At 67.6% G+C, this 26,558-nt stretch carries 26 protein-coding genes; 6 read left to right on the top strand and 20 right to left on the bottom strand.

The window, feature by feature from the left end; all coding sequences use genetic code 11:
- Positions 1-224: 224 nt before the first annotated feature.
- Positions 225-2,660 (top strand): PEP-utilizing enzyme, encoded by a 2,436-nt coding sequence (locus tag HWW87_RS14505; protein ID WP_175820854.1) that lies wholly within the window; start codon positions 225-227, stop codon positions 2,658-2,660.
- An 83-nt stretch (positions 2,661-2,743) separates the two neighbouring features.
- Here the strand turns inward: HWW87_RS14505 and HWW87_RS14500 are convergent, their stop codons facing one another.
- Positions 2,744-3,121: a sugar ABC transporter ATPase gene (locus tag HWW87_RS14500; RefSeq protein WP_175820853.1), complete on the bottom strand. Its 378-nt coding sequence runs from the start codon at positions 3,119-3,121 to the stop codon at positions 2,744-2,746.
- A gap of 285 nt (positions 3,122-3,406) precedes the next feature.
- Between HWW87_RS14500 and HWW87_RS14495 the strand changes: the two genes are divergently transcribed.
- Entirely contained in the window at positions 3,407-4,387 is a 981-nt protein-coding gene (locus HWW87_RS14495) for a helix-turn-helix domain-containing GNAT family N-acetyltransferase (RefSeq protein WP_175820852.1), read from the top strand.
- Positions 4,388-4,421: 34 nt separating this feature from the next.
- Positions 4,422-4,652 carry a hypothetical protein gene (locus HWW87_RS14490; protein WP_175820851.1) on the top strand — a complete coding sequence of 77 codons (231 nt, stop codon included), beginning with the start codon at positions 4,422-4,424 and terminating at the stop codon, positions 4,650-4,652.
- A 22-nt stretch (positions 4,653-4,674) separates the two neighbouring features.
- Here the strand turns inward: HWW87_RS14490 and HWW87_RS14485 are convergent, their stop codons facing one another.
- The 14 genes from HWW87_RS14485 to HWW87_RS14420 all read right to left on the bottom strand — a co-directional run bounded on the left by HWW87_RS14485 (position 4,675) and on the right by HWW87_RS14420 (position 18,216).
- Positions 4,675-5,487 carry a hypothetical protein gene (locus HWW87_RS14485; RefSeq protein ID WP_175820850.1) on the bottom strand — a complete coding sequence of 271 codons (813 nt, stop codon included), beginning with the start codon at positions 5,485-5,487 and terminating at the stop codon, positions 4,675-4,677.
- Positions 5,488-5,721: 234 nt separating this feature from the next.
- On the bottom strand, positions 5,722-6,327 hold the full coding sequence (locus HWW87_RS14480) for a DNA-binding protein (RefSeq protein ID WP_175820849.1): 606 nt from the start codon (positions 6,325-6,327) through the stop codon (positions 5,722-5,724).
- Positions 6,324-7,571, bottom strand: a complete 1,248-nt coding sequence (locus tag HWW87_RS14475; RefSeq protein WP_175820848.1) for an MFS transporter — start codon at positions 7,569-7,571, stop codon at positions 6,324-6,326. The genes HWW87_RS14480 and HWW87_RS14475 overlap by 4 nt, the downstream gene beginning before the upstream one ends.
- A gap of 271 nt (positions 7,572-7,842) precedes the next feature.
- Positions 7,843-8,172 (bottom strand): H-NS histone family protein, encoded by a 330-nt coding sequence (locus HWW87_RS14470; protein WP_175820847.1) that lies wholly within the window; start codon positions 8,170-8,172, stop codon positions 7,843-7,845.
- Positions 8,173-8,496: 324 nt separating this feature from the next.
- The gene (locus tag HWW87_RS14465; protein ID WP_175820846.1) at positions 8,497-9,846 is read right to left on the bottom strand and encodes a reverse transcriptase family protein; all 1,350 of its coding nucleotides are present in this window, start codon (positions 9,844-9,846) and stop codon (positions 8,497-8,499) included.
- A gap of 607 nt (positions 9,847-10,453) precedes the next feature.
- Positions 10,454-11,209 carry a histidine utilization repressor gene (gene hutC, locus HWW87_RS14460; protein WP_174429097.1) on the bottom strand — a complete coding sequence of 252 codons (756 nt, stop codon included), beginning with the start codon at positions 11,207-11,209 and terminating at the stop codon, positions 10,454-10,456.
- A gap of 50 nt (positions 11,210-11,259) precedes the next feature.
- A complete protein-coding gene (gene hutH, locus HWW87_RS14455) occupies positions 11,260-12,753 on the bottom strand; it encodes a histidine ammonia-lyase (protein ID WP_174429096.1) in 1,494 nt (497 codons plus the stop codon).
- Positions 12,754-12,760: 7 nt separating this feature from the next.
- Entirely contained in the window at positions 12,761-13,552 is a 792-nt protein-coding gene (locus HWW87_RS14450) for an ATP-binding cassette domain-containing protein (protein WP_089471588.1), read from the bottom strand.
- A 28-nt stretch (positions 13,553-13,580) separates the two neighbouring features.
- Positions 13,581-14,327 (bottom strand): ABC transporter permease subunit, encoded by a 747-nt coding sequence (locus HWW87_RS14445; protein WP_175820845.1) that lies wholly within the window; start codon positions 14,325-14,327, stop codon positions 13,581-13,583.
- A 12-nt stretch (positions 14,328-14,339) separates the two neighbouring features.
- Entirely contained in the window at positions 14,340-15,062 is a 723-nt protein-coding gene (locus HWW87_RS14440; RefSeq protein WP_174429093.1) for an ABC transporter permease subunit, read from the bottom strand.
- Between the two features lie 92 nt (positions 15,063-15,154).
- On the bottom strand, positions 15,155-16,015 hold the full coding sequence (locus tag HWW87_RS14435; protein WP_012337095.1) for a transporter substrate-binding domain-containing protein: 861 nt from the start codon (positions 16,013-16,015) through the stop codon (positions 15,155-15,157).
- A gap of 166 nt (positions 16,016-16,181) precedes the next feature.
- The gene (locus HWW87_RS14430) at positions 16,182-16,418 is read right to left on the bottom strand and encodes a hypothetical protein (RefSeq protein ID WP_175820844.1); all 237 of its coding nucleotides are present in this window, start codon (positions 16,416-16,418) and stop codon (positions 16,182-16,184) included.
- A 118-nt stretch (positions 16,419-16,536) separates the two neighbouring features.
- Complete coding sequence (locus tag HWW87_RS14425) at positions 16,537-17,496, bottom strand: SDR family oxidoreductase (RefSeq protein ID WP_175820843.1); 960 nt, start codon at positions 17,494-17,496, stop codon at positions 16,537-16,539.
- Between the two features lie 306 nt (positions 17,497-17,802).
- Positions 17,803-18,216, bottom strand: a complete 414-nt coding sequence (locus tag HWW87_RS14420) for a DoxX family protein (protein ID WP_175820842.1) — start codon at positions 18,214-18,216, stop codon at positions 17,803-17,805.
- Between the two features lie 24 nt (positions 18,217-18,240).
- On the opposite strand from HWW87_RS14420, the gene HWW87_RS14415 reads away from it, so the two are divergent.
- The gene (locus HWW87_RS14415) at positions 18,241-18,600 is read left to right on the top strand and encodes a hypothetical protein (protein ID WP_175820841.1); all 360 of its coding nucleotides are present in this window, start codon (positions 18,241-18,243) and stop codon (positions 18,598-18,600) included.
- Between the two features lie 81 nt (positions 18,601-18,681).
- On the opposite strand, the gene HWW87_RS14410 is transcribed toward HWW87_RS14415, so the two are convergent.
- A complete protein-coding gene (locus HWW87_RS14410) occupies positions 18,682-18,849 on the bottom strand; it encodes a hypothetical protein (protein WP_175820840.1) in 168 nt (55 codons plus the stop codon).
- A gap of 342 nt (positions 18,850-19,191) precedes the next feature.
- Between HWW87_RS14410 and fliD the strand changes: the two genes are divergently transcribed.
- Positions 19,192-20,706 carry a flagellar filament capping protein FliD gene (fliD, locus tag HWW87_RS14405; protein ID WP_175820839.1) on the top strand — a complete coding sequence of 505 codons (1,515 nt, stop codon included), beginning with the start codon at positions 19,192-19,194 and terminating at the stop codon, positions 20,704-20,706.
- A 119-nt stretch (positions 20,707-20,825) separates the two neighbouring features.
- Here fliD and HWW87_RS14400 read toward each other — a convergent pair whose 3' ends face one another.
- The 4 genes from HWW87_RS14400 to rbsK all read right to left on the bottom strand — a co-directional run bounded on the left by HWW87_RS14400 (position 20,826) and on the right by rbsK (position 25,212).
- On the bottom strand, positions 20,826-21,473 hold the full coding sequence (locus tag HWW87_RS14400; protein ID WP_175820838.1) for a hypothetical protein: 648 nt from the start codon (positions 21,471-21,473) through the stop codon (positions 20,826-20,828).
- A gap of 441 nt (positions 21,474-21,914) precedes the next feature.
- Positions 21,915-22,862 (bottom strand): dihydrodipicolinate synthase family protein, encoded by a 948-nt coding sequence (locus HWW87_RS14395; RefSeq protein ID WP_175820837.1) that lies wholly within the window; start codon positions 22,860-22,862, stop codon positions 21,915-21,917.
- 43 nt (positions 22,863-22,905) lie between these two features.
- On the bottom strand, positions 22,906-24,225 hold the full coding sequence (locus tag HWW87_RS14390) for an MFS transporter (protein WP_175820836.1): 1,320 nt from the start codon (positions 24,223-24,225) through the stop codon (positions 22,906-22,908).
- A gap of 60 nt (positions 24,226-24,285) precedes the next feature.
- Positions 24,286-25,212 (bottom strand): ribokinase, encoded by a 927-nt coding sequence (gene rbsK / locus HWW87_RS14385; RefSeq protein WP_175820835.1) that lies wholly within the window; start codon positions 25,210-25,212, stop codon positions 24,286-24,288.
- Between the two features lie 241 nt (positions 25,213-25,453).
- Here rbsK and HWW87_RS14380 point away from each other — a divergent pair, with 241 nt between their 5' ends.
- Positions 25,454-26,545, top strand: a complete 1,092-nt coding sequence (locus tag HWW87_RS14380; RefSeq protein WP_175820834.1) for a LacI family DNA-binding transcriptional regulator — start codon at positions 25,454-25,456, stop codon at positions 26,543-26,545.
- The last annotated feature ends 13 nt before the right edge of the window (positions 26,546-26,558 follow it).

The following is a 26,558-nucleotide window of genomic DNA, read 5'->3' as shown; positions in this document are numbered from 1 at the left end:
GATGAATAGGAATAGGATCGCGCATCGACACATCCGGAAACCGGAACGAATCGCGAATTGAATTGGATCGACTCGCGTAAAATGCCCGCAATCAACCATCCGGGCGGGGCCACGCTTCCATTCCGCTCGCACGGGCAACATAAACAAAAAGCCGTGGTATCTGCCGAAATCGCCGCCCGAACGGGTGCGCGCAATCGCGACGATCGTCGACCGACGAAGCCTTCATGAGCCAACCGATCCTGTACCTCCTCGCCGGCAACGGCAGCGCAGCCGACTGGTGGGACGACGCGCTGCCCCACTTCCGGCGCTATCGCCCCGTGCCGCTCGAATTGCCGGGCTTCGGCGACCATCCCGCGCCGCCATGCGAGGATCTCGCCGCGTATGCGCAGGCGCTGCTGGACGCGACCGAACCAGGGCACGCGATCATGGCGGTCGGCGTGAATGCGCTGCTGGTCCTGCACGCGTTGCAGCGGCGCCCCGGCCACTTCGGCCGCAGCGTGCTGCTCGCCCCGGTCGGCGCGTTCCTGTGGGAGCGCCGCCTGCCGAAGCTGATGGCGCCGAAGCCGCTGCGCAAGACCATTCACTGGCTGCTCGCGCACTACCCCGCGCTGTTCGCACGCAAGTTCTCGAACCGGACCTGGACGCCCGCGCAGTATCGCCGCATGGGCGCCGGCTATGCACGTTGCCGCGCGTTCCTGCCGCATTGGGATCTCGTGCGCGCCGATACCGCGCTGCCGCTGCTCGAGTGGGTCACCGATCGCATCGAACTCGTGTGGGGCGACCAGGATGCCGTGCTCGGCGTCCGTCAGGCCGCCGCGTGGTCGGCGATCCTCGCGCGCGCCGACCTCACTGTCACGCTGCAGCCCGGCTGGGGACACTACCCGTGGATCGATGCGCCGGCGGCGTTCGCGCAGTGGCTCGAAGGAGACGACACGGGCTTCGTCGCGCATACCAAGGGCGGGCGCCTCGCGCTGGCCACGATGGCCGGGCTGCCGGTGCCGCCCGCGCTGTCGCTGACCCGTGCCGACGATCCGCGCCTGCCCGGCTGGCTCGCGAGCCAGCCCGACGCCAAGTGGGCGATCCGCTCGTCAAGCCATGGCGAGGACCAGGCCGATGCGGCGAACGCCGGCCTGCACACGACGTTCCTGCGCGTACCGGCATCGCAGGCGGCCGCGCGCGTGGCCGAACTGCTCGACGGCGGCCTCGAGGAAGCCGTCGTGCAGCGCTTCATCACGCCCGTACTGTCGGGCATCGCGTTCGTGCGCCATCTCGCGGTCGAGGTCGAATGGGTCGAAGGCCACCTCGAAACGCTCGCCGACGGGCAGGCCAGCCCGCAGCGGGCGATCCTGTCGCGGCTCGGCGAGCCGTGGCAGCGCGGCACGTTCCCGGCCGCGCACGGCCTGACCGCGCAGCAGCTGTGGGCTTTCCTGCAACGCGTGCTGCGCGCATTCCATTACGTGCCGGGCGACGTCGAATGGGCGTGGGACGGCACGCAGCTGTGGCTGCTGCAGTACCGTCCGATCAGCACCTACGGCTGGCACCGCCACCTGACCGCCGCGAACATCGCCGAGATCCTGCCGCCGCAGCCGAGCCGGCTGGTCGAATATGCGCAACGGCGTGCAGCCGGCAGCATCCCGGCCATCATGGCGCGCTGGGACGCCCGCGTGCTGCGCGACAACGAACCGTTCACCGCGCTCTATGGCGGCGCGTCGTACATCAACAACGACCTGTTCCTCGCGCGTCTCGCGGACTGGGGCGTCTCGGCCGCCCACTACAGCGGCGAGATCGGCGGTGCGACGCCGCCGCTGCGCTGGCGACCGCTGCGCCTGCTGCGTGCGTTGCCGGTGTTCTGGCGCATGCTGCGCGTCGCGCGCGGGCACCTGCCGACGCTCGCACGCGGCCTGGCGCGCTTCGACCGGGAACTTGCGACGCTCGTCGAACAGCGCGCCGACGGCCAGCAACTGGCCGACTGGTTCACGCGCTTCTACGTGTTCGTCGTGCAGGGCAACCTGTGCATCGCGTCATCGCTGGCCAGCAGCGGCGGCGCCCTGTGGGGGCGTCCGCCGACCGCGTACGGCCAGCTCGACGACAGCCCGCACCGCCTGCCGTGGGAAACCGATCCGGGCACCGCGCGGCCACCGGCCGCCGACCTGCCGCTGCAGGCGTTTCCCGACTGGCCACTGCCGGTCCGCGTACTGCACGCACTCGGCGCGCCCGGCATGCGCGGCTGGTATCTGCAGGTGCGCGAGTGGTATCGCGACAACCTGATGCGCGTGTTCTTCCGCCTGCATCACGCGATGCCGGCCGCCGACCGCGACACGTGGTTCGCGCCGCATCCCGAGCGCCGCGATCGCAACGGCAGCTTCTGGCAGGACGGCAGCGAAGGCACCGACGAGGCCGCCGGCTTCATGATCTATCCGGGCCACACGCAAGGCGTGCTCGGCCGCGACATCCTGCTGGAAAATTCGCTCGACCCGGGCCGGCACGCGCAGTACCAAGCCGCACGCGCGGTGATCGCCCGCATGGGCGGCCGGCTGTCGCACGGCGCGACGCTGCTGCGCGAACTGCGCAAGCCGTCGGCCGTGCTGCCGCGCGTCGATGCGGCGTGGGTCGGGCGCGAAGTGCGGCTCAGCGACGGCCGGCTGACGCTGGTCGAATAGGCGCGCGTCGGCAAGTTGGAGGCGCCGGCGCGGCGATCGGGAAACCCGATGGCGCGTGGCAGCGTACACCGAACCGATACGCATCAGCGCAGCGGCGTGCGGATTTTTCCGTCGACCTTCAACGTGCGCCGGTCGCGCGCGGCCTCGTATTCGACCGTCTGCGCGGGCGTAACCGCGCCGTAGGATCGGCCATTCACATAGACGACGCCGTCGCGCAACTCGACCCGGTCGCCGTCGACCGTCGCGGTCGCCCGGTCGCCCTGCAATACCGCGCCCGAACAACCGGCGGTCGAGAAGCTGCGGACCGACGTGCCCGGCGGCGCGGCGTTCCCGCCGCCCTGATCCGCCGCATGCGCGGCGCTGCACGGCGGCGCATCCATGGTGCCGGCAGCATGGAGCGGCGCCGCGCCGATGCCGCCCCCGGCAAGCAACGCGATCGTCATCGGCAACAGCTTGTTCATGGTGATCTCCGTGGTCCGCGGTCGTCGATCGATGGTCGATCGACGACCCTGCTCGCAGGTCGGCCAACTCCGCCCAGTATGCGGCCACTTCGCCGCGCGCGACCATCCGCTTCAATACCCGTCGCGGCCCCGCCGTCCCGGCTCGTCTCCCCGCCTCGCACGGTTGGGCACCAGCCGCACGGAAGCGCCGCCCCGAAGGAACCGATCCACCTGCAAATCCGCCTTGCTCAAGTTGCGACCCGCAACTATTATTGATTGCGATACGCAACCTTTCGGGAGCTGACCATGGACCTCATCGACGCGCCGGCCAAGCCGCGCGACGCGACCATCCTCGAGCTGCGCGACTTCTCGCGCAAACTGGTGCGCGAGCTCGGCTTCATGCGTGCGACGCTGGCCGACAGCGACTGGGCGCCGTCGGCCGTGCACGCGATCCTCGAGATCGGAATGGCGCCCGGCATCAACGCGAAGGATCTCGGCGCCATCCTGCGGCTCGACAAATCGAACACGAGCCGGCAACTCGCGCGGCTCGAAGCGGCCGGGGTCGTGGAGCGGCGCGTGTCGAGCGAGGATGCGCGCGCGACCGAGCTGTACCTGACCGCCGAAGGCAAAAAACTCCAGAAACGAATCGACACGTTCGCGACCGATCAGGTGTCGAATGCGCTGCGCCGCATGATTCCGGCCGACCAGCAGGCATTGCTGCGTTCGCTCGCGCTGTATGCCGATGCGCTCGCCCAGGACAACGCGGCCAGGGCGCCCGTCGCGCCCGCCGACGCGCCGTCGATTCGCGAGGGCTACCAGCCGGGCTGCATCGGCGACATCGCCAGCCTGCATGCACGCTTCTATGCGGAACACTGGGGTTTCGGCGCCTTCTTCGAACAGCGCGTGGCGACCGACCTGGCCGCCTTCGCGGGCGCGCTGCCGGCCGACGGCAAGGCGCTCTGGCTGTGCCAGGAAGACGGCCGGACGCTCGCGTCGCTCGCGATCGACGGCGATCCGGCCACAGGCGTCGCGCACCTGCGCTGGTTCATCGTCAACGACGCGTTGCGCGGCTCGGGCGTCGGGCGCCAGCTGATGACGCTGGCGATGCGTTTCGTCGACGAACAGCGGTTTCGCGAGACCTACCTGTGGACGTTCAAGGGGCTCGATGCCGCACGTCATCTGTACGAGTCGTTCGGCTTTGCGCTGACCAGCGAGTGCGCGGGCACGCAGTGGGGGACCGAGGTGGTCGAGCAGCGTTTCAGCCGGGCCGGGCCGTCCGGCGGTTGAGGTTCAATGGACCATTGTCGATCCGGCGCGCATCATGACGCTCGCCGCAAAAACAGGACGCTACACATGCTCGAACGTCTCACGGCCATCGCGCTCTGCGCGGCCGTCATCGCGCCTGCCGCCATGGCCGCCATTGATCGGCGCGCTTTACCCGGCGACCGACGCGTCCGGCGTGCGGCCGCAGGTCGCGATCGACATGCGCGACGAAGCCGCCGCGCGCCTGCGGCAGCTCGTGAATGCCGAAGACAGGATCGGCGCCGACTGAACCGGCAGTGTGCAACCGCCGCTCATTTGATCCGCTGCATCCGCACGATCCCCCAGATGAACAGGCCGGTCACGACGAGGGTCACCACGATCGACAGCCAGATCGAACGTGTCTTGATCCACGTCCCGAGAAACGCCGCGGCGAACACGCCAACCGCCACCCATTCGAGCGCCTTGTGGAGCCGGCTTTCCCGGTAGCGCGGTTTGTTCGCCGTCTCGCGGGCAGCGCCTGGCGCCTCCGGCGTGCGCGGCGCGCATGCCGGAAACGCATCGACCAGCGCGCGGCTCGGCCACGGATCGACGTCCGCATGCGCGTTGCCCACGCCCGTCGCGTGCCATACGGCGTCGGCATCGGATGCGCGGCGCAGTTCCTGAATCTCGCGGGCAAGGCCCGCATCGGGCTCCGTCTGCTGCTCCAGCCGTGCCACCTGCGCGAGTTCGGTCGCGAACGCGTCCGTGTTGTCGCTCACATCCGGCAACCCGCTCGTGCGCACCAGTACGAATTCCCCGAACGCGGTCGCTACGTAATCGACGAACGCGTCGTAGATCGTGCGATAGCGATCGCCGAGCAGCGCAACGAGCGGGCCGCGTCGGGCCGCCGCACGCGCGAGCGCACTCGCCTTCGTGGTGACCAGATACGGATAGCGCGCATCGCGCTCTTCCGGCGTCGCGGCCTCCCGATATTCTTCGAGCTCGACCGCTTCGTCGTCCGGATCGAAATCGTCGATGCAATACGCGAAGCGGACATCGTCGGGCCCGAACAGCACGCGCCAGAACAGCGGGATAAACCCGTTCGATTCGAGCGACGGTCCGCCCGCCGCGAAGTAAGCCTTCAATTCTCCTTTGCGGCCTTCGGGCATGCGCGGCCAGGGCGGACTCTCCAGAAACACGGGATGGGACATAGCGCGGCCCCCAGGTCGGGATGATCGGACGGTTGTTGTTCGAAGCGGGCTTCACCCATGCACGACATGGCCGGGGCATTCTGTCCGACTTTACCCACGCTGTCATCCGGATCTTTCGGGCGTCTTTCCGAAGACCGTCCGGGATAGTCGTCGAATGGATCGCTCGACCTATCGCAGCGCCGGCCGCTGCTCCGCCGCAAACGCATCGTCGACGAACCGGATCACGTCGTCGAGCGACGACGTGCACACCGCGTCCGCGGCAAGCGAGCGAAACGCACCGTCCGGCCCGAAGCAGACGAGCGGCTTGCGCCAGCGCTGCGCGAGCGCAATCTCCTCGGCCGTCCCGTGCCCGCCCGGCAGCGCGACGATCAGGTCGCTGCTCAGCACGTTCACATAGTTGCGGTTGATCGTGTGCGGCGCCGCGCCCGGTTCGCGACGCGGCAGCGGCGTGAGGACCGGAATGTCGACGAACGGATGCGGATAGCCATCGAGCGGCACGAAGCCCGCGACCGGATCGGCCCGCGTCGGCAGGATGCCGATCGATCGGCCGGCCCGGCTGGGCACGCCGGCGAACGCGCGCGCGACCGCCAGCATCACGCCCTGCCCGCCGCCCGTCAGCAGGTTGAACCCGGCCTGCGCGAGCCACGCGCCGAGCGGTTCCGAAAACGCGAGCCACGGCTCCTTGCCCGAGCCCATCACGCCGATCGTCCTGTTGTTCCGTTGCATCGTGGTTTCCGGTGAAATCGTGGCGGCGCGTGCGCGCACCGCGCTCATTCGAGTTCGACGCCCTTGAGCTCGGGGATCAGGAACAGCGTCGCGACCATGTCGAGCACGTAGAGGCCGGCGAGCAGCGCGATCGCCGTCTGGAACGAGTAGTGCGCGGCGAGCGCGCCGACCGCGACCGGACCGAAGCCGCCGACCGCGCGGCCGATGTTCCACAGCACGTTCTGCGCGGTCGCGCGTGCGGCCGTCGGATAGCCTTCCGACATCAGCGTCCCGTAGCCGCCGACCATCCCGTTGACGAACATGCCCATCAGCGCGCCGGCCCATAGCATCGCCGTCGGGTCCGACAGCCGCGCATACGCGATGACCGTCACGACCGAGCCGAGCTGGTACAGCAGGAACGTCGGCTTGCGGCCGATGCGGTCGGCCAGTTGGCCGAACACCCAGACGCCGATCATCATCCCGACGACGGTCGCCGCCGTCCACAGCCCCGATTTCGTCAGCGAGAAGCCCATCTGCTTCGACAGGAAGGTCGGCAGCCAGATCATGATCCCGTAATAGCCGAAATTCTGGACCGAACACAGGATCACGATGCCGAGGCTCGTGCGCGCGGTGCGGCCGTCGGCGACGAGCATGCGGAACGCGTTGGGCTTCGGCTGCGTCGCGCGCTGCACGAACGCTTCCGGCTCGTGCAGCTTGTTGCGCATCGCCCAGGCGAGCAGCGCGGGCAGCACACCGACCACGAACATGCCGCGCCAGCCGATGTGCAGCAGCAGAAATGGCGTCAGCAGCGCGGCCAGCAGCACCCCGGCCTGCCAGCCGAGCGCGACGTAGCACGACACGCGGGCGCGCTTGCGGGCCGGCCACGCTTCGGCCGCGAGCGCCATGCCGATCCCGAACTCGCCGCCGAGGCCGATGCCCGCGATGGTGCGATAGACGAGCAGATCCTCGAAGCCGCGCGCGAATGCGCACAGGCCGGTGAAGATCGCGAACAGCAGGATCGTCCAGGTCAGCACGCGCACGCGCCCGTAGCGGTCGCTCAGCGCGCCGAACACGATGCCGCCCGCGACCGCGCCGATCAGCGTCCACGTGACCAGCGCGCCGCCCTGCCCGGGTGTCAGGTGCAACGCCGCCGTGATCGCCGGCAGCATGAAGCCGAGGATCAGCAGGTCGAAGCCGTCCATTGCATAGCCGATCGCCGACCCGGCCAGCGCTTTCCACGCGTACGCCCCGACCTGCTCCACGCGCGGGGCCGACGGGCCGCCGAGCGTCGAAGATTTCATGTTTGCTGCCATGGTGTCCTGCCACGAATGTCCGGCGACATTCTAAGGCCTGTGCCCGCGAACGACGGAGGCGGATGCGCGCTGGCCGGACGGCTGGCGGGAAACGGCGGGCAATGCGCGGAAAAGGGAAAGGGAAAACGTCGATCCGGTGTCGGCGGCGAGGCCGGTGATGTCGCGATCAGGCCGGACACCGGATGAAAGACAGTGGGGCCGGCGGGGGATTGCCGGCCGGCCCGCCTGCGCGAACCGGACGGCGCCGGCTGGCCTTGCGGCGCGGCGGGCTTCAGCCCTGATCGTCCCCGGGCCACCAGGTCCTGGCCTCGCGGTCGACGGCGAGCGTGTCGAGATCCTTGCCTTCGAGCCATTTCGGCCGCGGTCCGCGCCCCGACCATGAGCGGCCGGTCGACGGATCGTAGTACTTGGCAGGCGCCTTGCGTTTGCGCTGGACGATGTAGCCGAGCGCGCTCAGCACTTCCTGCTGCGAAATTCCCAACAGCTCGACCTGTTCCTTGAAGGCCGCGAGCGCGGCTTGCTTCTCCTTCTGTTTCACCTCTGACAGCTTGATGTTCAGGTCCCGAAGTTGTGCTTCGAGTTCCTGCAGGGCCTGGGTCATGTATTCATCCTCTTTGGGCATGTTTTTGCAAAAAGCTCCGATGGGCGAACCTACCACGAAGTTCCGCCGATCGGGGCTGTCAAATAGGTGAATCGTCCACCTGAGCCGGCATGATTTGCGCGATGCGCACTAAACGACGTCGTGCGTCACTGACAGACAGGACCAGGCCGGCAACGGGCGGCACGCCGCGTCCGCATGCACGGGGCGAACGGCGGCGGCAAGTGATAGCCGCACCCGGCACGGGCGCGGCATGGCGCGAATGATAGCAGTGCGCGGCGTCGCGATGCAGAAGTCGCTGGCCGGAGTCGAGGCGGGCCCGACGGTTCAGCGATCCTCACCGTCGGCCGCCCACGCGATCCGGTCGAACAGCGCGCGCAGCTTCGCGCCGCGCGCCGCATTCAACGCCGTCGCATGCGCGACGCACCCGGCCAGATGCGCACGGAAATCCGGATGCGCGTCGCGATTCTGCGACGCCGGGCCACGCCGGATGCAGTTGGTCAGGATGGCCTTCAGGCGATCGAACGCATCGCGCGCCAGGTTCGGATGACGATTGACGACCACGCCGGCCAGTTGCTGGCGTGTACCGCGCCGCATCACGCGCGTCTTGCGCAATTGCAGCGCGAAGCCTTCCTCGAGTGCGATCGCGGCGACCCGGATTTGCAGCCGCTCGATGTCGCGCGCGAGCGCGGCGCCGCCGGAAAACGCGAGATCGTCCGCATAGCGCGTGTAGGTCGCATCGAGCGAACGCGCGAGCGCGGCAAGCCGCATGTCGAACCGGAACGCGCACAGGTTCGCGAGCGCCGGCGACGTCGGCGCCCCCTGCGGCAGATGCCGTTCGCGATAGCGCTGGCGGCCGATCCAGTCGAACCGGTCGCGCAGGTCCGGCGCGAGCAGCCGCGCCGACGGCACGCGATTGGTGCACAGCCCGGTGAGCATACGCGCGACTTCGGCCGGATACCCGAGCGTCGCGAACAGCGCATGGACGCGCGCAGCGCGCACCGACACGAAGAAATCCGAGAGATCGAAGCGCACGACGACATCGCGATCCGCATGCGGCGCCGCGAACGACACGATCCCGTGCCCCTTGCGAAAACCGTGTACCGCGCCGTGCGGCGCAATGCGATCGAGCAGCCCGTGCAGGATGCGGCGCTGCGCTTCGCGCAGCCGCCCCTTCGGGATTTCGACGAGGCGGCACCCGCCGCTGCGCTTGTCGACCGCGACGTACGTGTAGTGATGCAGCGGCGTGGCGCTGCCGCGCGCGTCGACGCGCCAGTGATCGGACAGCCAGTCGAGTTCCGGCGCGCTCACGCCGAGCCAGCCGGCGAGATCGCCGGGCGTCGGCCATGGCGGCACGTCGCAGCCGGCGAGCGGCGCCGGCAACGGCCGCTGGACCAGCGGCCGCCGCACGATGCGGATCACCGCCGGCCGACGGTCGCCATACCATGCGCGCACGAACGCGGGCGCCTCGGCCAGGACCGCCGCGAGCACGTCGGTGTCGGTATCGGCCCAGTTCGCGCCGAAGCGGGCAAGCACGAGGTTCGCGCATTCGTGCGTCCACGGCGGCGCTTCGCCGAGCACGGCGGCCATCCGGGCGATGACGCCGTCGCGTTCCGGCGAACCGGCGAGCATCGCCTCGGCAATCGTGCGGGTGGTGTCGCGCAGGGATGAGTGCATAGGCAAAGGGAGGCGGGACGATGAGTCAACGTGGCTGGTGCTGCGAGGGGTCATGTTGCGCGACGCGCAACGGATCCCCTTGCGACGCATCGGAGTATCGATTTGATCCACGGGGTAGCCCCGTAGTCCTGGAACATCGGCTGCCTGTTCCGGGCGTGTGCTTGACCCACCGCCCCGCGTCGACGACTTTAACGGCCGGCGACGCCAGGTGTCAAATCGAGCCGGACGATGCGAGATGCGCGGCGGCGTCGCGCTTATGCCCGCCGGGCAAACCGTTCACACGCCATCGACCGGCGCTGGGCGGATGAAGCGGATCCGGATTCGCGCAGGTCCCGTGCGCGAAGGATGCCGTGACGAAGACGTGTCAGCATGGGCCCTCTCTTTCTCTCGATTTTTTCGAATGAGTCAGGGCTCGTCGCGCGATCCGCGCCGGCGCCGCGATGCGGCCGCCCGGTTCCCCGACGCTCCCGACTGAATCGGGAACCCGCGCAGTGTAGCGCCTTTCGATGCAGGTACGGCACGGCGCCATCACGACCCAGACGGCTGCACCGGCCATCGCCGGCTGAAGCGGCACACGGCCCGCTCCGCCCGGGCCCACCCTGCTTCCCTACATGTTGCCTGCCAGATGAAACCGCGACGCCGGATGCCACAGCCTGACCGACGTGGCGACCTGCTCGCCGACCCACGTGCGGCGTCGCAGCAGCAAACACGGTTCACCGATTTCCATCACGAGATGCCGACGCACCTGCGCATTGGGCTTCTCCGCGTAGATCCGGAACTCCGCCCGCTGGATCGGCGCCAGTCGCACCATGTAATGATTCGGCGTCTCGATCGTGAAGTCCTGCTCCAGATACGCGGGAAACAAGGCCGGATTGACGTAGCGATCCTCGAACTGGATCGGTTCGTCCTCCTCGTAATGCACGATACGCGAATGAAACACGGGCCCGGCGCGCAGCCCGAGCGCATCGATCGCGTCCGGGTCGACGCTGCGCTCGATCAACAGCACGCGCGCACTGTGCCGATGGCCGCGCTCGGCGATCTCGTCCGCGATGTTGCGGATCTCCAGCACCGTCGACTCGTAATGCCGCCGCTCGACGAACGTGCCGGCCCCCTGGATGCGCGTCAGCACGCGCTCGGTCGTCAGTTCGCGCAGCGCGCGCGACACCGTCATCCGGGCCACGCCGAATTCCTTGACCAGTTCCGCCTCGGTCGGGATCGCGGCGCCGGGCTTCCAGTCGCCCTTCGCGATCCGCTCGACGACGTAGCGCTTGATCTGTTGATAGGCCGGCAATGCCCGCGCCGGCACGGTGTCGGCCGATGCCAACGCCCGCCGTGCGGAAAGTCTGCGTTCCGTTTCGCTCATGCGCCCTCGACCGAATGAATGTGGGGTGATCGGCCCGTCCTTGGCCGTCGTCATTGCAACGACGGCGGCACACCGGCGACGATGCCGGCCGCGATTGCGATATCGTCGGCGAGCGGCCGGTCGTCGTGATACGCCGGCACGCGTTCGCGCACATGCCGCCACAGCGCGTCGGTCGATGCGGCCCGCCCCGTTTCGGCCGGCTGCAGGTCGTACGCCTGCGCGGCGGCGAGCAGCTCGATCGCGAGCACGCGCGTCGTATTCTCGATGATGTCGAGCGCCTTCAGCGCGGCCGGCGTCGCATGACACAGGTGATCTTCCTGCAGCCCCGACGTGATGCCGCCGTCGAGGCTCGCCGGCGCGGCAAGCCGCTGATTCTGCGCGACCAGCGCGACCGCCGTGTACTGCGCGATCATGAAACCCGAACAGCTGCCTCCCGGCGTAGCGAGAAACGCCGGCAGCCCGCTGACGAGCGGATTCACGAGCCGGTCGAGACGCCGCTCGGCGATCGCCGCGACCTGGGCCATCGCCGCCGCGAGGCTGTCCATCGCGAGCGCGATGCCCGCGCCGACCGCATGCGCCTGCGAATGCACGGCCGGCGCCTCTCGCGTGCCGGCAACGATCGGATTGTCGGTGACGGACGCGAGTTCGCGATCGACGACCTCCGCCGTGACGTCGAACACGTCGCGCGCCGCGCCGTGCACGTGCGGAATCGTGCGCAGGCTGAGCGGATCCTGCGTATGCCGGCCGCTCGCCGCGGCCAGCATGCCGCTGTCCGCCAGCAGTGCACGCAAACGCGCGCCGACCTGCCCGATACCGGGAGAAATCCGCAGCGCGAGCGAAGCCGGATCGAATGCGGCGAGTTGCCCGCCGAGGTTCTCGAAGCTCATCGCCGCGATCCAGTCGGCCCAGTCGAGCAATCGTTCGGCGCGGGCCAGCGCGAACGCCGCCAGCCCCGTGACGCATGGCGTCCCGTTGACCAGGCTCAACCCCTCCTTCGCCCCGAGGACGAGCGGTTCGCGGCCGATGCGCCGCAGCGCCTCGTCGCCGCGGATGCGTTCGCCGCGATGGCGCGCATGGCCGTGCCCGACGCAGACGAGCGCGACGTGCGCCATGTGGGTCAGGTACCCGACCGAGCCGTGCGCCGGCACTTCGGGGAGGCAATCGTGCTCGAGCAGCGCGACGAGCTGTTCGACGACGTCGGCACGGACGCCCGAATGTCCGTGCGCATAGTTGTTGATCGCGGCCGCGATGATCGCGCGCGTTTCGGCTGCGCCGAGCGGCATGCCGACACCCACCGCGTGACTCATCAGGATGTTGTGCGACAGCGTGCTCTGCTGGGCCGGCGACACGATCACGTCGCACAGCGCACCGACGCCGGTATTGACGCCGTATGCGCGAATCCCGCGCGCGACGATCTCGTCGACCAGTTCGCGAGCGGCGACGACACGCGCGCGCGCATCGTCGGCCAACGCCAGCGGCTCGCCGGCCGCCACCGCCGCAACCTGTCGCCAGTCGAGCGGCTGCGCCGCACGGAATACGGTCATGGCAGCCTCAGTTCGCGGTGCGGTCGTGGTGGCTCGACACGAATTGCCGGAAGCGCTCGGAGGTCTGCCCGCCGAACACTTCGTCCGGCGTCCCGTCCGTATCGACCTCGCCCTGATGCAGGAACATCACGCGATTCGACACGTGACGCGCAAAGCCCATTTCATGCGTGACGACCAGCATCGTGCGCCCTTCTTCCGCGAGCGAGCGCATCACGCGCAGCACCTCGCCGACCAGCTCCGGGTCGAGCGCCGACGTCGGTTCGTCGAACAGCATCACCTTCGGATGCATCGCCAGCGCGCGGGCAATGGCGACCCGTTGCTGCTGGCCGCCCGACAGGTGCGCGGGATAGTAGCCGCGCTTGTCCGCGAGACCGACGCGTGCGAGCAGCGCCTCGGCCTCCTCCACGGCTTCCGCGCGACTGCGCTTCTGCACGCGCAGCGGCCCCTCGACGAGGTTGTCGAGCACCGTCATGTGCGACCACAGGTTGAAGTTCTGAAACACCATTCCGAGCTGCGAGCGGATCCGGTCGACCTGGCGCCGGTCGCTCGGATGCAGCTTGCCGTCGCGGGCGCGCTTCATCGCCAGTTCCTCCCCGGCGAGCGCGACGGAGCCGTCGTCGGGCGTCTCGAGCAGGTTCAGGCAGCGCAGGAACGTGCTCTTGCCCGATCCGCTCGCACCGAGGATCGAGATGACGTCACCCTCGTGCGCGTCGAGCGAAATGCCCTTCAACACATGATGATCGCCGAACGACTTGTGGATGTTTCTGACCGACAGCGCAACGGGAGCAGTGGTGTTCATCGGATTCTCCTTGAAAGGACGGGGGCGCTCAGGATGCGACGCGCCGAGGATCGCGCGTCGCCGCGGCGGGCGCACCGGACGGCTTCGGCGCACGCAGGTGCCCGGAGAGTCGCCATTCGAGCGCGCCGAGCAGGCGCACGACGATGAAGTTCAGGCCCAGATAGATGATGGCCGCGCAGACGAACACCTCGGTCGTCCGGTAGGTTTGCTGGATGATCTGCTGCGCGACGCCCGTCACTTCCCACACCGTGACGAGGCTGGCCAGCGCGGTCGATTTGACGAGCAGCACGGCCTCGGTCGAATACGCGGGCAGGCACTGGCGCAGCGCGATCGGGCCGATCACGCGCCGCAGCAGCGCGAAGCCCGACAGGCCGATGGAATACCCGGCCTCGATCTGCCCGACCGGTACGGCCATCAGCCCGCCGCGCAGGATTTCGGCCGTGTAGCCTGCCGTGCACAGCGCAAGCGACAGCACCGCGCAGACGTACGGCTCGCGCAGCAGCGGCCACATGAAGCTTTCACGGATCACGCCGAACTGGCCGAGCCCGTAATACACGAGGAACATCTGGATCAGCAGCGGCGAGCCGCGAAACACGAGGATATAGGCACGCGCGAAGCGGTTCGGCAGCCAGCGCGGCGACACGCGCATCGTGACGATCACGAGCGACAGCAGGCCGCCGAGCACGAGCGATGCGAAGAACAGGCCGAGCGTGGTCGGCACGGCCGCGAGCAGCTGGCGCAGCGTATCGAGGAGAAAAGCGAAATCGATGGACATGCGCGTTCTCCGTCAGTTGCGCGCGAAATTGCGGCGGAACGACCGGCCGACGATTGCCTCGGCACGGTTGAACACGCGGTTCGACAAGCCCGTCATCAGCAGATACAGCGCACCGCCCGCGACGAAGAACACGAAGTACTGGTGAGTCGAATTGGCGGCGATCTGGCTCGTGCGCAGCAACTCGGCAAGACCGGTGACCGAGATCAGTGCGGAGTCCTTCAGGCTCAGTTGCCACACGTTGCCGATACCGGGCAGCGCGAAGCGCAGCACCTGCGGAACCAGGATGCGCCGCAGCACCATGCTGCTCGGCATGCCGATCGAGCGCGCCGCCTCGAGCTCGCCTTTCGACACGGCGAGCACCGCCGCGCGATAGACCTCGGCCTGATAGGCGCCCGAGATCATCCCGACCGCGAGCGCGCCGATCACGAACGGCGGCACGCCGATGAAGCCCTCCGCGCCGAACCACTGGCCGACGGCAGTCACGAGCGTCGAACCGCCGAAGTAGAACAGATAGATGACGAGCAGTTCGGGCACGCCGCGAAATACCGTCGTATACAGATCGCCGAGCAGGCGCGCAGTGCGGTAGCGTGACAGCTTCGCCGCCGCGATCGCCGCGCCGATCACCGCGCCGACCGCGAGCGCGGCGAGCGTCAGCGCGACCGTCATCAGTGCGGCGAGCAGCAGCACACCGCCCCAGCCTTCGGTACCGAAGCCGAGCATTTCAAGAATCGCCATGCTTGCCTCCCGGCATGCGTTGAGTGAATCCGCTGGATGCATGCCGCCGCGCGTCGTTCGACGAACTTACGCGGCGGCGGCCGAACACGCGCTTACGGCGTGACGTCGGTCTTGAACCACTTGTCGGCGAGCTTCTTCACGGTGCCATCAGCGAGCGCCGCGGCGATCGCCGTATCGAACTTCGTCTTCAGGTCGGCATCCTGCTTGCGGAACGCGAGCCCCTCGCCCGGCCCCCAGATCGGGCCGCCGAGCTTCGGCCCCGCGAGCACGATCGACGCGTTGTCCTTCTTCGCGTTGTTCGCCGCGTAGTACGTGACGTCGTCGAACGACGCATCGATGCGCCCGGCGACCAGATCGAGATCGCGTTCGGGCGACGTCTTGTACACGCGAATCGACGCAATGTCCTTGAAGCTGTCGTTGATGAATTTCGTGTAGACGGTGCCCGACTGGATACCGATCGTCTTGCCCTTCAACTGCTTGCGCAGGGTGTCGACGGTAGGCTTGTCCGCGTTGGCGTCACCCGTCAGCTTGACGATCGGCGCGCCGGGCGCGGCCTTCGGCAGGATCTTCGTATCGGTGACGGCGAACGTCGCCGGCGTCGCCGCATACGGACGCGAGAACAGCAGGATCTTTTCGCGCTCAGGCGTGATGGAAATCGCATCCATCAGGACATCGAACTTGCCGGCCTGCAGGCCGGGAATCATCCCGTCCCAGTCCTGCGCAACCATGTTGCACTGCACCTTGATCCGCTCGCACACGTTGGCGAGCAGTTCCGGTTCGAAACCGCCCAGCTTGCCGCCCGGCAGCGTGAGGTTCCACGGCGCGTAGCCGCCTTCGAGCGCGACCGTCACCGTCTTCCATTCCTTTGCCTGCACCGGCGCCGCGAGCGTTGCCGCCGCAGCCGCGATGACGCCGATCGTCCTGATTGCCCACTTGATGCGCTTGCCGTTCACGAGATTTCTCCTTGCGTTGAGATTCGCCATCCCTTCGGTGCAGCGAGCCGCCTCAGGAATTTGTCTATACAAGCATGCAAGAAGAAAAACAGCGAGACAAGTAGTGATCAATAAAAACGGGGGAAACGCGGGAAATCCCCTAATTTCAAGGATCTAGCGTGCATCGTTACGGGGAATCAGGGCACATGTTTGGTGCAATTCGAGCGAGCGAATCGCAAGGATGACTAGACAAATTCTGAATTCGATCGGCAAGCCGCTCGACCATGATGCAGGTCTGAGGATTGGCGGCGGCTCGCGATGCCTGCGCGTTGGCACCTGCGATGGCGCCGCGCAATACGGCATCTGCATCGGCGTGGAGCGGCCCCGCCATCGTCAGCGGCGCGGATGCTTCTTCGTTCGTCAAATGAATATCGAGTGGCAGGTCGCCCGACTCCCGGGCAGGCGGTGAGCGACTGTACGATCCTCAGCGGATTGGCTCGTTGATGTCGGCGGAGCGCCGCGAGCCGCGCAGGGTGTCGATCCTACAGCGACTGCGGCGCATCGCGCAGCACGGTCCGCAGCGCCGTATCGAACGGCGTCGCGTGATCGATCCCGAGCGCGCGCACGCGCGCGGCGTCCAGATGGCAGTCGTACGGGCGCGGCGTCGCGTCGGTCGGCTGGGTAATCGGCGCGAGCGAGGCGTCGATGCCGAGCGCGGCCGCGATTCGCTGCGCGATGTCGTACTTCGTCATCGGCTCCTCGCTCGACCAATGGCGGATGCCCGTGACGGATTCACCCGCGAGATGGCGCAGCGTCAGGTCGCGGATCACCTGCGCGACGTCGGGCGTATAGGTCGGGTAACGGATCGCCCATGCGTCCATGCCGACCGCGTCGGCGCCCGGCCGCGACGACGCGACGACGGCCGGCACGAGGCTCGTGACGGCCGATTCGCTCCAGTCGGCGATCGGGCCGAAGAGCAACGGCAGGCGCAGCACGCACGACAGCGGCGAGGCGGCGAGGAGCGCGGCCTCGCCTTCCAGTTTGGTGCGACCGTAGATGTTCAGCGGGTTCGGGGTGGCGTCTTCGCCGTAGGGGGCGGCCCGGCCGTCGAAGACGTAGTCGGTCGAAATGCCGAGCGTCCATGCGCCGTATCTCGCGGCGAGTGCGCCGATGCGGGCCGGTGCGGTGACGTTGATTGCGCGAGCGGCGGCCGGGTCGCGTTCGCAGACGTCGGGGCGGCGTTCGGCGGCGCAGAGAATCACCGCTGCCGGTCGGCAGGTTTCAAAAACGCGTTCGAGGGACAGCTGGTCGAGGACATCGAGTTCGGCGATGTTTTCGGGTGGCAATGCGAGCAGTTTGGCGCCGGCGGTTTGCGGGTTCCGGATGGTCGCGAGAAACGTCAGCGACGATTCGCGGGACAAAGACGCGGCAACTACGCGGCCCAGCAGGCCGGAGGCGCCGATGAGGAGGATGGTTTTGCGTACCGAGGATTGGTTTGGCATGGGTGGCGATAAATCACGGGAACGAAGGGATTATCGGGCCTATTGGATAGCATGAACGGCTCGCCTCCGGTCGGGAACATGATCGACCCCGTTCTTCGCCCATTTCGCGCCGGCCAACGGCTGCGTGCAAGGCGTGATCCGCGATGCGGATTCCGGCCGCGAACGGGTGCGCTGCGCGCCGTGTTTGAGCACGACACCCGTTCTGTAGTCGGCACGCGCGTCGATTCCTCCGTCGCCCACAAAAACAAAACCCGGCACGCTTGCGCGCACCGGGCTCCCGATACCGAACGGAAACGCCGTCCCGCCTTACTTCCGGTCAACCGAATACCGTCCCGGCCCGCTCAACGCGAGCAACAGCAACCCGCCGATGATGCTCACGTTCTTGTAGAAATTGATCATCGCCATGTACTGCTCCATCCCTTGCAGCGCCCAGTAGCGATGGCCGATCAGCGCGGTCGCGAGCGTATAGGCGGCGAACAACAGCGCGAGCGGACGCGTATAGAAGCCGATCGCGATCAGCACGCCGCCCACCAGTTCGACCGCCACCGCGATCACGGCCGCCAGCTCAGGCGCCGGGTTCCCCGTCGACGCCATGTACGCGACGGTGCCCGAGAAACCGTTCAGCTTCTGCCAGCCGAACAGCACGAACAGGATCATCATCAGCACGCGAGCCGCCAGCAGCAGCTCGTCCTTCTTCGACTCCAGCGAAACGTAACGCATAGCAATCACCCTTGAATTGACGGTTTGATGCATCCGGTGCCGCTGCGCGCCCAATCGGCGCGCTATGCCGGCAACGGACCACTCTTCGCGCAATCGGACGGCAAGCCATGTGGCCCGCCGCCGAAGAATCCGTCCGGTGACGCCGCGAGTAGCGGCGCGCTCCGGATCGGTTCTGGCGAAGCACAGGTGCAGTCTACTGTCCCGCCGAAAATCATCAATCCGTCTAAATATGATTCGCTGTCTCGAATGAGTGGACAATCACGGAAGATCGACCCGGTATGCGGCGCGTGGCCGGCCATGCAAACCACCGGCCTCCCTGTTTCAGCAACGCAAAAGGTGCCTTCTTCTTTACGTTACGGGAATCAGTCGATATTTCCGGCTTGAATTGGAACGCATCATCAAAACGGCGCATTGCGCCAGTGACTCATCAGCACCCGTTGGCACGCAAGTCCTCAGCGCCTGTCTTCACGCCGGGTACTCGCCCGTCTTTACCAGCGACACCCGTATTATTTTTCGAGTCACGAACATGGCGCCGAAATGCGCTTTGCCGACCGAAACGCGTGGGAGCCCACCGACACGCAGCTCATCCGGCTGCTGTTTAGCGAAGTCAACCAAAATCGTGTCATCAAACATTCATGCTTCTGCAAATTTCAACTCTCCCGAAAATCCTTTAATAAATACAATCAAAATCATGCACTTGCGAGGAAGCAGCACATGTTTCTGCGCATTCCATACCTTCCACGCCATTCCCCACACTTTCCTCAATAAACATTACAAAAAATTACCAATTAATACCGATTAAAGAATACGATAGCGCACCGATTCGTTCTTACGTTTTCCCGACACTCCCGCGATCCGCGGCGGGCGTCGCACGACAAGCGCCATGCACGCGAATCGCCACGCGCCCGCCCGGATCGCCGCAGGCCGGCTCGACCGCCGTTCGCCACTGGATCGCCTTTCAACCGGAGCTCACCCATGCCAACGAACACGCCCGTCAACAGCGGCGCCAACGCGAACAGCCTGATGCAACAGGCAGCGCAATCGATCATCAACGGCTCGACCGGCAATCCGGCGATGGACGTCGGCTCGCTCGTCAAGACGCTCGTGAACGCGAAGACGGCCGGCCGGGCCGCGACGCTTGCCGCTTCGCAAACGACCGGCAACACGCGGATTTCCGCCTTCGGCGCGCTGTCGTCGGCGCTCGGCGCGCTCGAGGCGGGCCTGACGTCGCTGAAGAATGGCGCACTGCAGTCGACGTTCAACGCCGTCGCGAGCGGCAAGGGCCTGACCGCGACGGCGGGTGCGGGCGCGGTCGCCGGCACCTACACGGTCGGCGTCATGCAGATCGCGACCGCGCAGGCGCTGTCGTCCGCCGGCTTCAACGGCAGCAAGGCGCTCGGCACCGGCACGCTGACGCTGTCGCTCGGCAGCCAGTCGTTCAAGGTCGAAATCGGCAGTGCCAACAACACGCTGGCGGGCATCGCGGCGGCGATCAACGGCGCGTCGGGCAACCCGGGAATCAGCGCGACGGTTATCAACGGCACGGACGGCGCGCATCTCGTGCTCGCGTCGTCGAAAACGGGCGCGGCGAACGCGATCAGCGTCGCGGTCGGCAACGTGTCCAGCGACGGCGGCCTGTCGAACCTCGGCGTCACGTCGACGGCCGACCCGTCCGGCGGCGCGTCGAAGATCGATTCGGCGAATGGCGCGGCCGCCTGGCGGCAGAGCGCCGTCGCGCAGGATGCGAAGTTCACGCTCAACGGGATCGCATCGACCAGTGCGAGCAACGCGGTATCGGGCGTGCTGACCGGCATCACGCTGAACCTGTCGGCGGCCGCGGTCAGCGCGACCGATACGCAGACGCTGACGGTCAGCACCGACACGAAGTCGCAGGCCGCCACGATCACGAACTTCGTGAGCCTGTACAACACGGTCGTCAAGACGATGGGCGCGCTGTCGAGCTACACGGCAGGGGCCAGCTCGCAAGGCGCGCTGATCGGCGATTCGACGCTGAACACGATCCGCAACTCGCTGGCGTCGATCGTCGCGCGCGGTGTGGACAGCGGCGCCACCGCCGAGAAGGGCAACGGACACGTGAACCTGTTGTCGATCGGCATCAAGCTCGAGAAGGACGGCACGCTGAACGTCGACAGCGCGAAGCTCGACAGCGCGCTGTCCGCCAATCCGTCGGGCGTCGCGCGCCTGTTCAATCCGGAGAACGGAATCGGCACGCGCCTGACCGACCAGATCACGCAGTTCACGAAGAAGAACGGGATGATCGACGTACGCACGACCGCACTGACCGCCGATCTGAAACGTGTCGCGCAGCAGCAGTCGGATCTGTCCGACTATGCCGCGCAACTGACCAGGCGGTATCAGGCGCAGTTCACCGCGCTCAACACGCTGATGGCCCGGATGAACACCAACTCGCAATACCTGACGCGATTGTTTGGCGGTGCGAACAGTAGCGGCACGCTGTCCAACAAGTAAGCGGCGGGGTCGCGCGCTGCCCGCAGACGTCGTTCCTGCCGACGGCGCGCCCGCGCTCGCCGGATTCGCATCATCGCGGCCGGCAGCCGGCCCGAGATTGCCCTTGAAGCACGCGGGCGTCAGCCGAGACCTTCGACGCGGTCGGCGAACAAATCAATGGCACGCGATACCTGGCGCCCGAAATAGCCGGGCCGCTCGTGCTCGTATGCACGCAGCAGCGACGTGCATTCGCGCTCGGTCCAGCGCCACACCGGCCCCTGCTTCGCGAATACCGGATGATCGTGCAACTCGACCGGTACTGCATGCTCGTCGTCCCAGCCCCAGAAATAGGCCTGATAAGCACGGACGAACGGCATGCCCAGATGGTTCGCGACGGTCTCGTCATGGCGCAGCGTGAAGTCGACGATCTCCTTGCGCGTGTGCCCGCCCGCATCGGCGTGGCGCGCTTCGATCCAGCAGTGATACCGCGCGAGCTGCGACAGATGCCGCGCGGTACGGCGCCGCTCGCGCGTCGTGCACAGCGCGTACAGGTTGCCGCCGCCGAAATCCATCACTTCGCCGCCCGCGAATGGTCGATAGGTCTTGCCGGTCAGCAGCGTGAGCACCTGCGCGCCGACGATCGCATAGTCGGCGCAGCGCATGTAGCCGCTGCGCGTCGTCGCCTCCGACACGCTCCGGTGGACGACCTCGTCGATCACGGCGTGCAGCATGGCATCAACCGGCGCCGCCAGGATCGGCGGCGGGCTTGTCGTCGTCACGTGTTGCATGGGCGAATGCGGCTTCAGCGGTTCGTCGGTAAAAATCACTCCGCGGCATGGTATTACGAACCGCTACACCGGACGGGCGCGGGATTGCGCAGATTTGTGCGCTTTTCTCGCCGGGTGCGAGAACATGTCGACAGTCCGTCAGACATCGTCAATGCGACGCGCGGCAGGATGGCCAGACGCGCATCGACACCGCACTCGCGGATCGCGGGCGGTTCGAGTGCGTGATTTCGTGACGTAGTGAATGACCGCCGAATGAGAGAGCCGGACGGCACGGCTGAACGCGTGGCCGCTATCGACGGGATCGGAAATCGCGATGATTTCGCCGCGCTTGCGACGCATCGCGCAACGCGGATCGTTCCGGCAGGCAACGGGCGTGCCGGCCGCCTGCACGGCACGCGATGCGATCACGCGCCGCGCTGCCGGCGCGGCGCGCGTCCTCCGTCATGACGCAGCGATTCGCCGGCGAAAATGTTCGGTGCCGGCCACGATCTTGTCGAGCACCGCGTCGAGCGCCCAGAATCGTTCGCGCACGTCGTAGTCGATCGCACGGCATTTGATCGACCCGAACGTGCCGATCCGCTGGTGATAGAGCTTCGCGAGCGCCGGATAGCCCAGCGCCTCCGATACCGCCGAGACGACCAGGAACGTCGACAGTTCGTCGGCGAGCGCCGGATGCGACTCGCCTTGCGTACGCAGCCACCGGTAGAGATCGGGATGGAAGTTCGTGAACACGCCGTTGAAACCGGCGGACCCGGCCTTCATCGCGTCCCACGCAATCGCAGCGTTCGCGTTCAGGATCTTCAGCGGCGATCCCTCGGCGAGCGCGACGCGCCGCTTCACCGTCGCGAGATCGCAGCTCACGTCCTTGAGCATCACGAACCGGCCCGTGTCGATGCACGCGCGCAGCTCGTCATCCGACAGAAGCCGCCGGTAAGGCGCCGGACATTCGTACAGGCCGAGCGGGAGATCCGACGGCAGTCGCGCGAGCAGCCGGTGAAGATGGTCGAGCAACGCGGCGCTGCCCTTGCGTTGCGGATCGAGCCGGTTGGTCACGAGCACGACGCCCTGCGCGCCCGATTCGGCCGCCGCGCGCAGTTCGGCGACCTGCGCGTCGAGATCGTCGCTGATGTGGCCTGACGCGACGACCGGCACGCGCCCGGCCACCCGCTCGACCACGAAGCGCGCGAGTTCGGCGCGTTCGGCCAGGCTCAGGAATTGCATCTCGCTCGATTGCGCGACCGCGAACAACGCATCCGAGCCGTGCGCCAGATACCATTCGATGAGCCGCTCGAGCCCGGCGTAGTCGATCGCGCCGGCGTCGTCGAACGGCGTCAGCATCACCGGCACGATCCCCTCGATGGTCACGTTCGATTGCTGCGAGTGTTGCATCGGTTTCTCCTTCCTTCAGTGAATGCGAATGCAGACTGCACGATTACGCCGGCAACGGTCCGGGCGCGGCGTTCGCGGCCTGTTCGGGAATCGGCTTGCGCACGAGCAGCAGGTAGGCCATCGCGCCGGCGAACGCGATCGCCGCCGCGGTGAGCAGCGCGGGCACGAACGACCACTTCTGCGCAATGATGCCGGTCAGGATCGGGGCCAGCGCGCCGCCGATGAAGCCGCCGAAATTCTGGATCGCGCCGAGCGACGCGATGCGGCTCGGCGGTGCGGCCGCCGTCGCGAGCGCCCACGAGCACGCCGACGCCGCGTTGGCGAGAAAGATCACCACCGAAATGCATGCGAGCGCAACCGTATTGCTCTGTACGAGCGCGGCCGGAATCGTGAACGCAACCATCCCGAGCATCGCGGCCACCACCGCATTGCGCCGGCTCACGACCGGCGACCGGCTGCGGCGCGTGACGAAATCCGACAGCCAGCCGGCGACCAGCGAACCGACGAACCCGCACAGGAACGGCACCGATGCGGCAAACCCGGTGCGGACCAGGCTCATGTGCCGCTCCATCGTCAGGTAGCCCGGCAACCAGGTCAAGTAGACCCAGTTCAGGTACACGGATCCAAAGAAGCCGATCAGCATCCCCCACGTCGTGCCGTGCGAGAACAGGCTGCGCCATTCGGCGAAGGTCAGTTTCGGCGCCGCGACGACGCTTTGCGCATCGGCATCGAGATAACTGCGTTCGGCGGCGGACAGTTGCGCGCGCACCGGATCACGATACAGCGCGAACCACACGACGGCGACGACGAGACCGAGCGCACCGGTCACGACGAACGCCCAGCGCCAGTCGAACGATGCAACGAGAACCGACAGCAGCAGCGGCGCAAGCGCGGTACCGAGCGGCGACGCGGCATTGAAAATGCCGGTCGGCGTGCCGCGCGCCCGCAGCGGAAACCAGTTGCTCACCACGCGCGCGGCGGACGGGAATTGCGGCGCCTCGCCGATGCCGAGCACGATCCGCGCGACGATGAACCAACCGAAGGTGGACACGAGGCCGCCCGACGCCTGCGCGAACGACCAGACGATCAGCCCGATGCCGAGCAGCCGGCGCGGGCCGATGCGGTCGACCAGCCCGCCGACCGGAAACTGGCACAGCGCATAGCTCCATGAGAATGCCGACAGCAGCAGCCCCATCTGCGCGAGCGACAGGCCGAGGTCGCCGCGGATCGCCGAACTCGCGACGGCCAGCGTGCCGCGGTCGAGATAGTTGACGATCCCGCTCGCCATCAACAGCGCGAGCGCGATGCGTTGGCCGCGCCGAATCCGGGGCGGCGCGTGCGGAACAGGTGGGTTGTCGTTCATGTCGATTGTCTCCATGTCACTGGTAGGGGCCGGGTTCGGCCGTTCCGTCGCATGCGGAATTCAGGTATCCATACGGTTTACTTCGTCGCGCGTCGGAATCGACGTTTGCGCGCCATGGCGCGTGACGCTGATCGCGGCCGCACGCTGGCCGAAGCCGATCGCGTCGTCCATCGACGCGCCGCCGGCCCGTGCGGCCGCGAACCCGCCGACGAACGTGTCGCCGGCCGCGGTCGTATCGACGGCCGCCACCGCCATCGCACGACGGCGGCCGCTCCCTGCGCTGCCGCGCCAGCAGACGCCGCGCGCGCCGAGCGTGACCAGCACGTTGCCGACACCCCTCGCGCACAGCGCCTCGGCGGCGCGCGCGGCGGATGCGTCGTCGCCGACGGCGATGCCGGTCAGCGACTCGGCCTCGGTTTCGTTGACGACGAGATAGTCGACCCGCGCCAGCAACGCATCGAAAAGCGGCTGCGCGGGTGCGGGATTGAGCAGCACCGGCGTGTGGTGCGCGCTTGCGCAGGCAATCGCGCGCGCCACGGTGGCGACCGGCACTTCGAGCTGGCACACGAGCAGCGCGGCGGCTGCGATCGCGTCGCGCGCCGCGTCGATCCGGTCGGCATCGACGCATGCATTCGCGCCGGGCACGACGACGATGCTGTTCGCGCCGCCGTCGTCGACCGTGATCGTCGCGACCCCGGTCGCCGTGCCGCCGATCCGGTGCAGGTGCGTCACGTCGATGCGCTCCGCTGCCAGCGCGCCGTGCAGGCGTGCACCGAACGCGTCGTCGCCGACGCAGCCGATCATCGCGACCGATGCGCCGAGGCGCGCGGCCGCCACCGCCTGGTTCGCGCCCTTGCCGCCGTGAACGGTCTCGAACGTCGTGCCGAGCAGCGTCTCGCCCGGCACCGGCAGGCGCGGCGCGCGCGTGACGAGATCGATGTTGACGCTGCCGACGACGGCGATACGCGGTGTCCGGAGGCCGTTCATTGCTTGATGTAATCGCTTACATTTGCGGCCGACAAAATGACCGGAAAGGCGGTCGTCTCTGAAAATTTCGCGATGCGGGTGAAATCCATGTCTGACATAATACGAAGCAGCGGAAAGATAGCGCTTACATTCTCACAGGATCGAATGCGGATGCAAGCGGGACCACCATGAATCGAGGGTAAACAATGACGCGACTGGCAACGCACGGCGCAGGCAGGCCTACCCCGCCTGGAGACCGCCAATGAGCACGCCCCCGTCCCGCGGCGGCACGCCCCGCGCACGCCGCGGCAGCGGCCGCTCGGTGCTCGGCGACGTCGCGAAACTGGCCGGCGTGTCGACCGCGACCGTCTCGCGCGTGTACAACGATCCCGGCAAGGTGTCGGCCGACGTGCAGCAGCGCGTGCGCGACGCGGCGCTCGCACTGAACTGGATCCCGAATGCGGCCGGCCGGGCGCTCGCGTCCACGCGCACCCACATCACGGGCGCGATCATTCCGACCCTCGACGACCAGGTGTTCGCGTCGCAGGTCGCCGGCATGCAGACGGTCATGGCCGAGCACGGCATCACGCTGTTCCTCGGCTGCTCGAACTACGACCCCGCGCAGGCGCTCGCGCAGGTGCGCGCGATGCTGTCGCGCGGCGTGGAAGCGGTGTCGCTGGTCGGCGAAGCGTATCCGCCGGAACTGTTCGAACTCCTTGCGATGCATCGCGTGCCGTACGTCGTCACGTATGCGTACCGCGACGACAGCCCGCACTGCTGCATCGGCTTCGACAACCGCGCGGCCTTCGCACGGCTCACCACGCACCTGCTCGACCTCGGCCACCGCGATTTCGCGATCATCATGCAGCCGTCGACGGACAACGACCGTGTCCAGGCCCGCCTGCGCGGCATTCACGACACGCTTGCCGCGCACGGGCTCGCGGTGCGCCCCGTGCATCAGCACGAAGGCGCGGCCACGATCGCGTTCGGGCGGGCGAGCCTGCGCGCGATCGCCGGCAGCGACGCGGCGACGCGGCCGACCGCCGTGATCTGCGGCAACGACGCGCTCGCGCTCGGCGCGTTGCTCGAAGCGCAGGCGCTCGGCATCGACGTGCCCGCGCAGTTGTCGATCACCGGGTTCGACGACATCGCGCTCGCGCGCGAGATCCAGCCGCCGCTGACGACGATGTGGGTCGACACCGACGCGATCGGCCGCCAGGCCGCGCATGCGTTGCTCGACGCGCTCGAGAACGGCGCCACGGGGTCCGGCCATGCCGTTCAACCCGAGTTGCGCATACGGGAATCCGCCGCGCCGCCGGCGCGGACGCAGGCGCACGCGGCGCGCAAGAAATAGCGGCGCAGCATCT

This window comes from Burkholderia sp. BCC0419 (genome assembly GCF_902830285.1).
In the GTDB taxonomy this organism is placed as follows: domain Bacteria; phylum Pseudomonadota; class Gammaproteobacteria; order Burkholderiales; family Burkholderiaceae; genus Burkholderia.
This window is presented reverse-complemented; position numbering and strand designations above follow the sequence as displayed.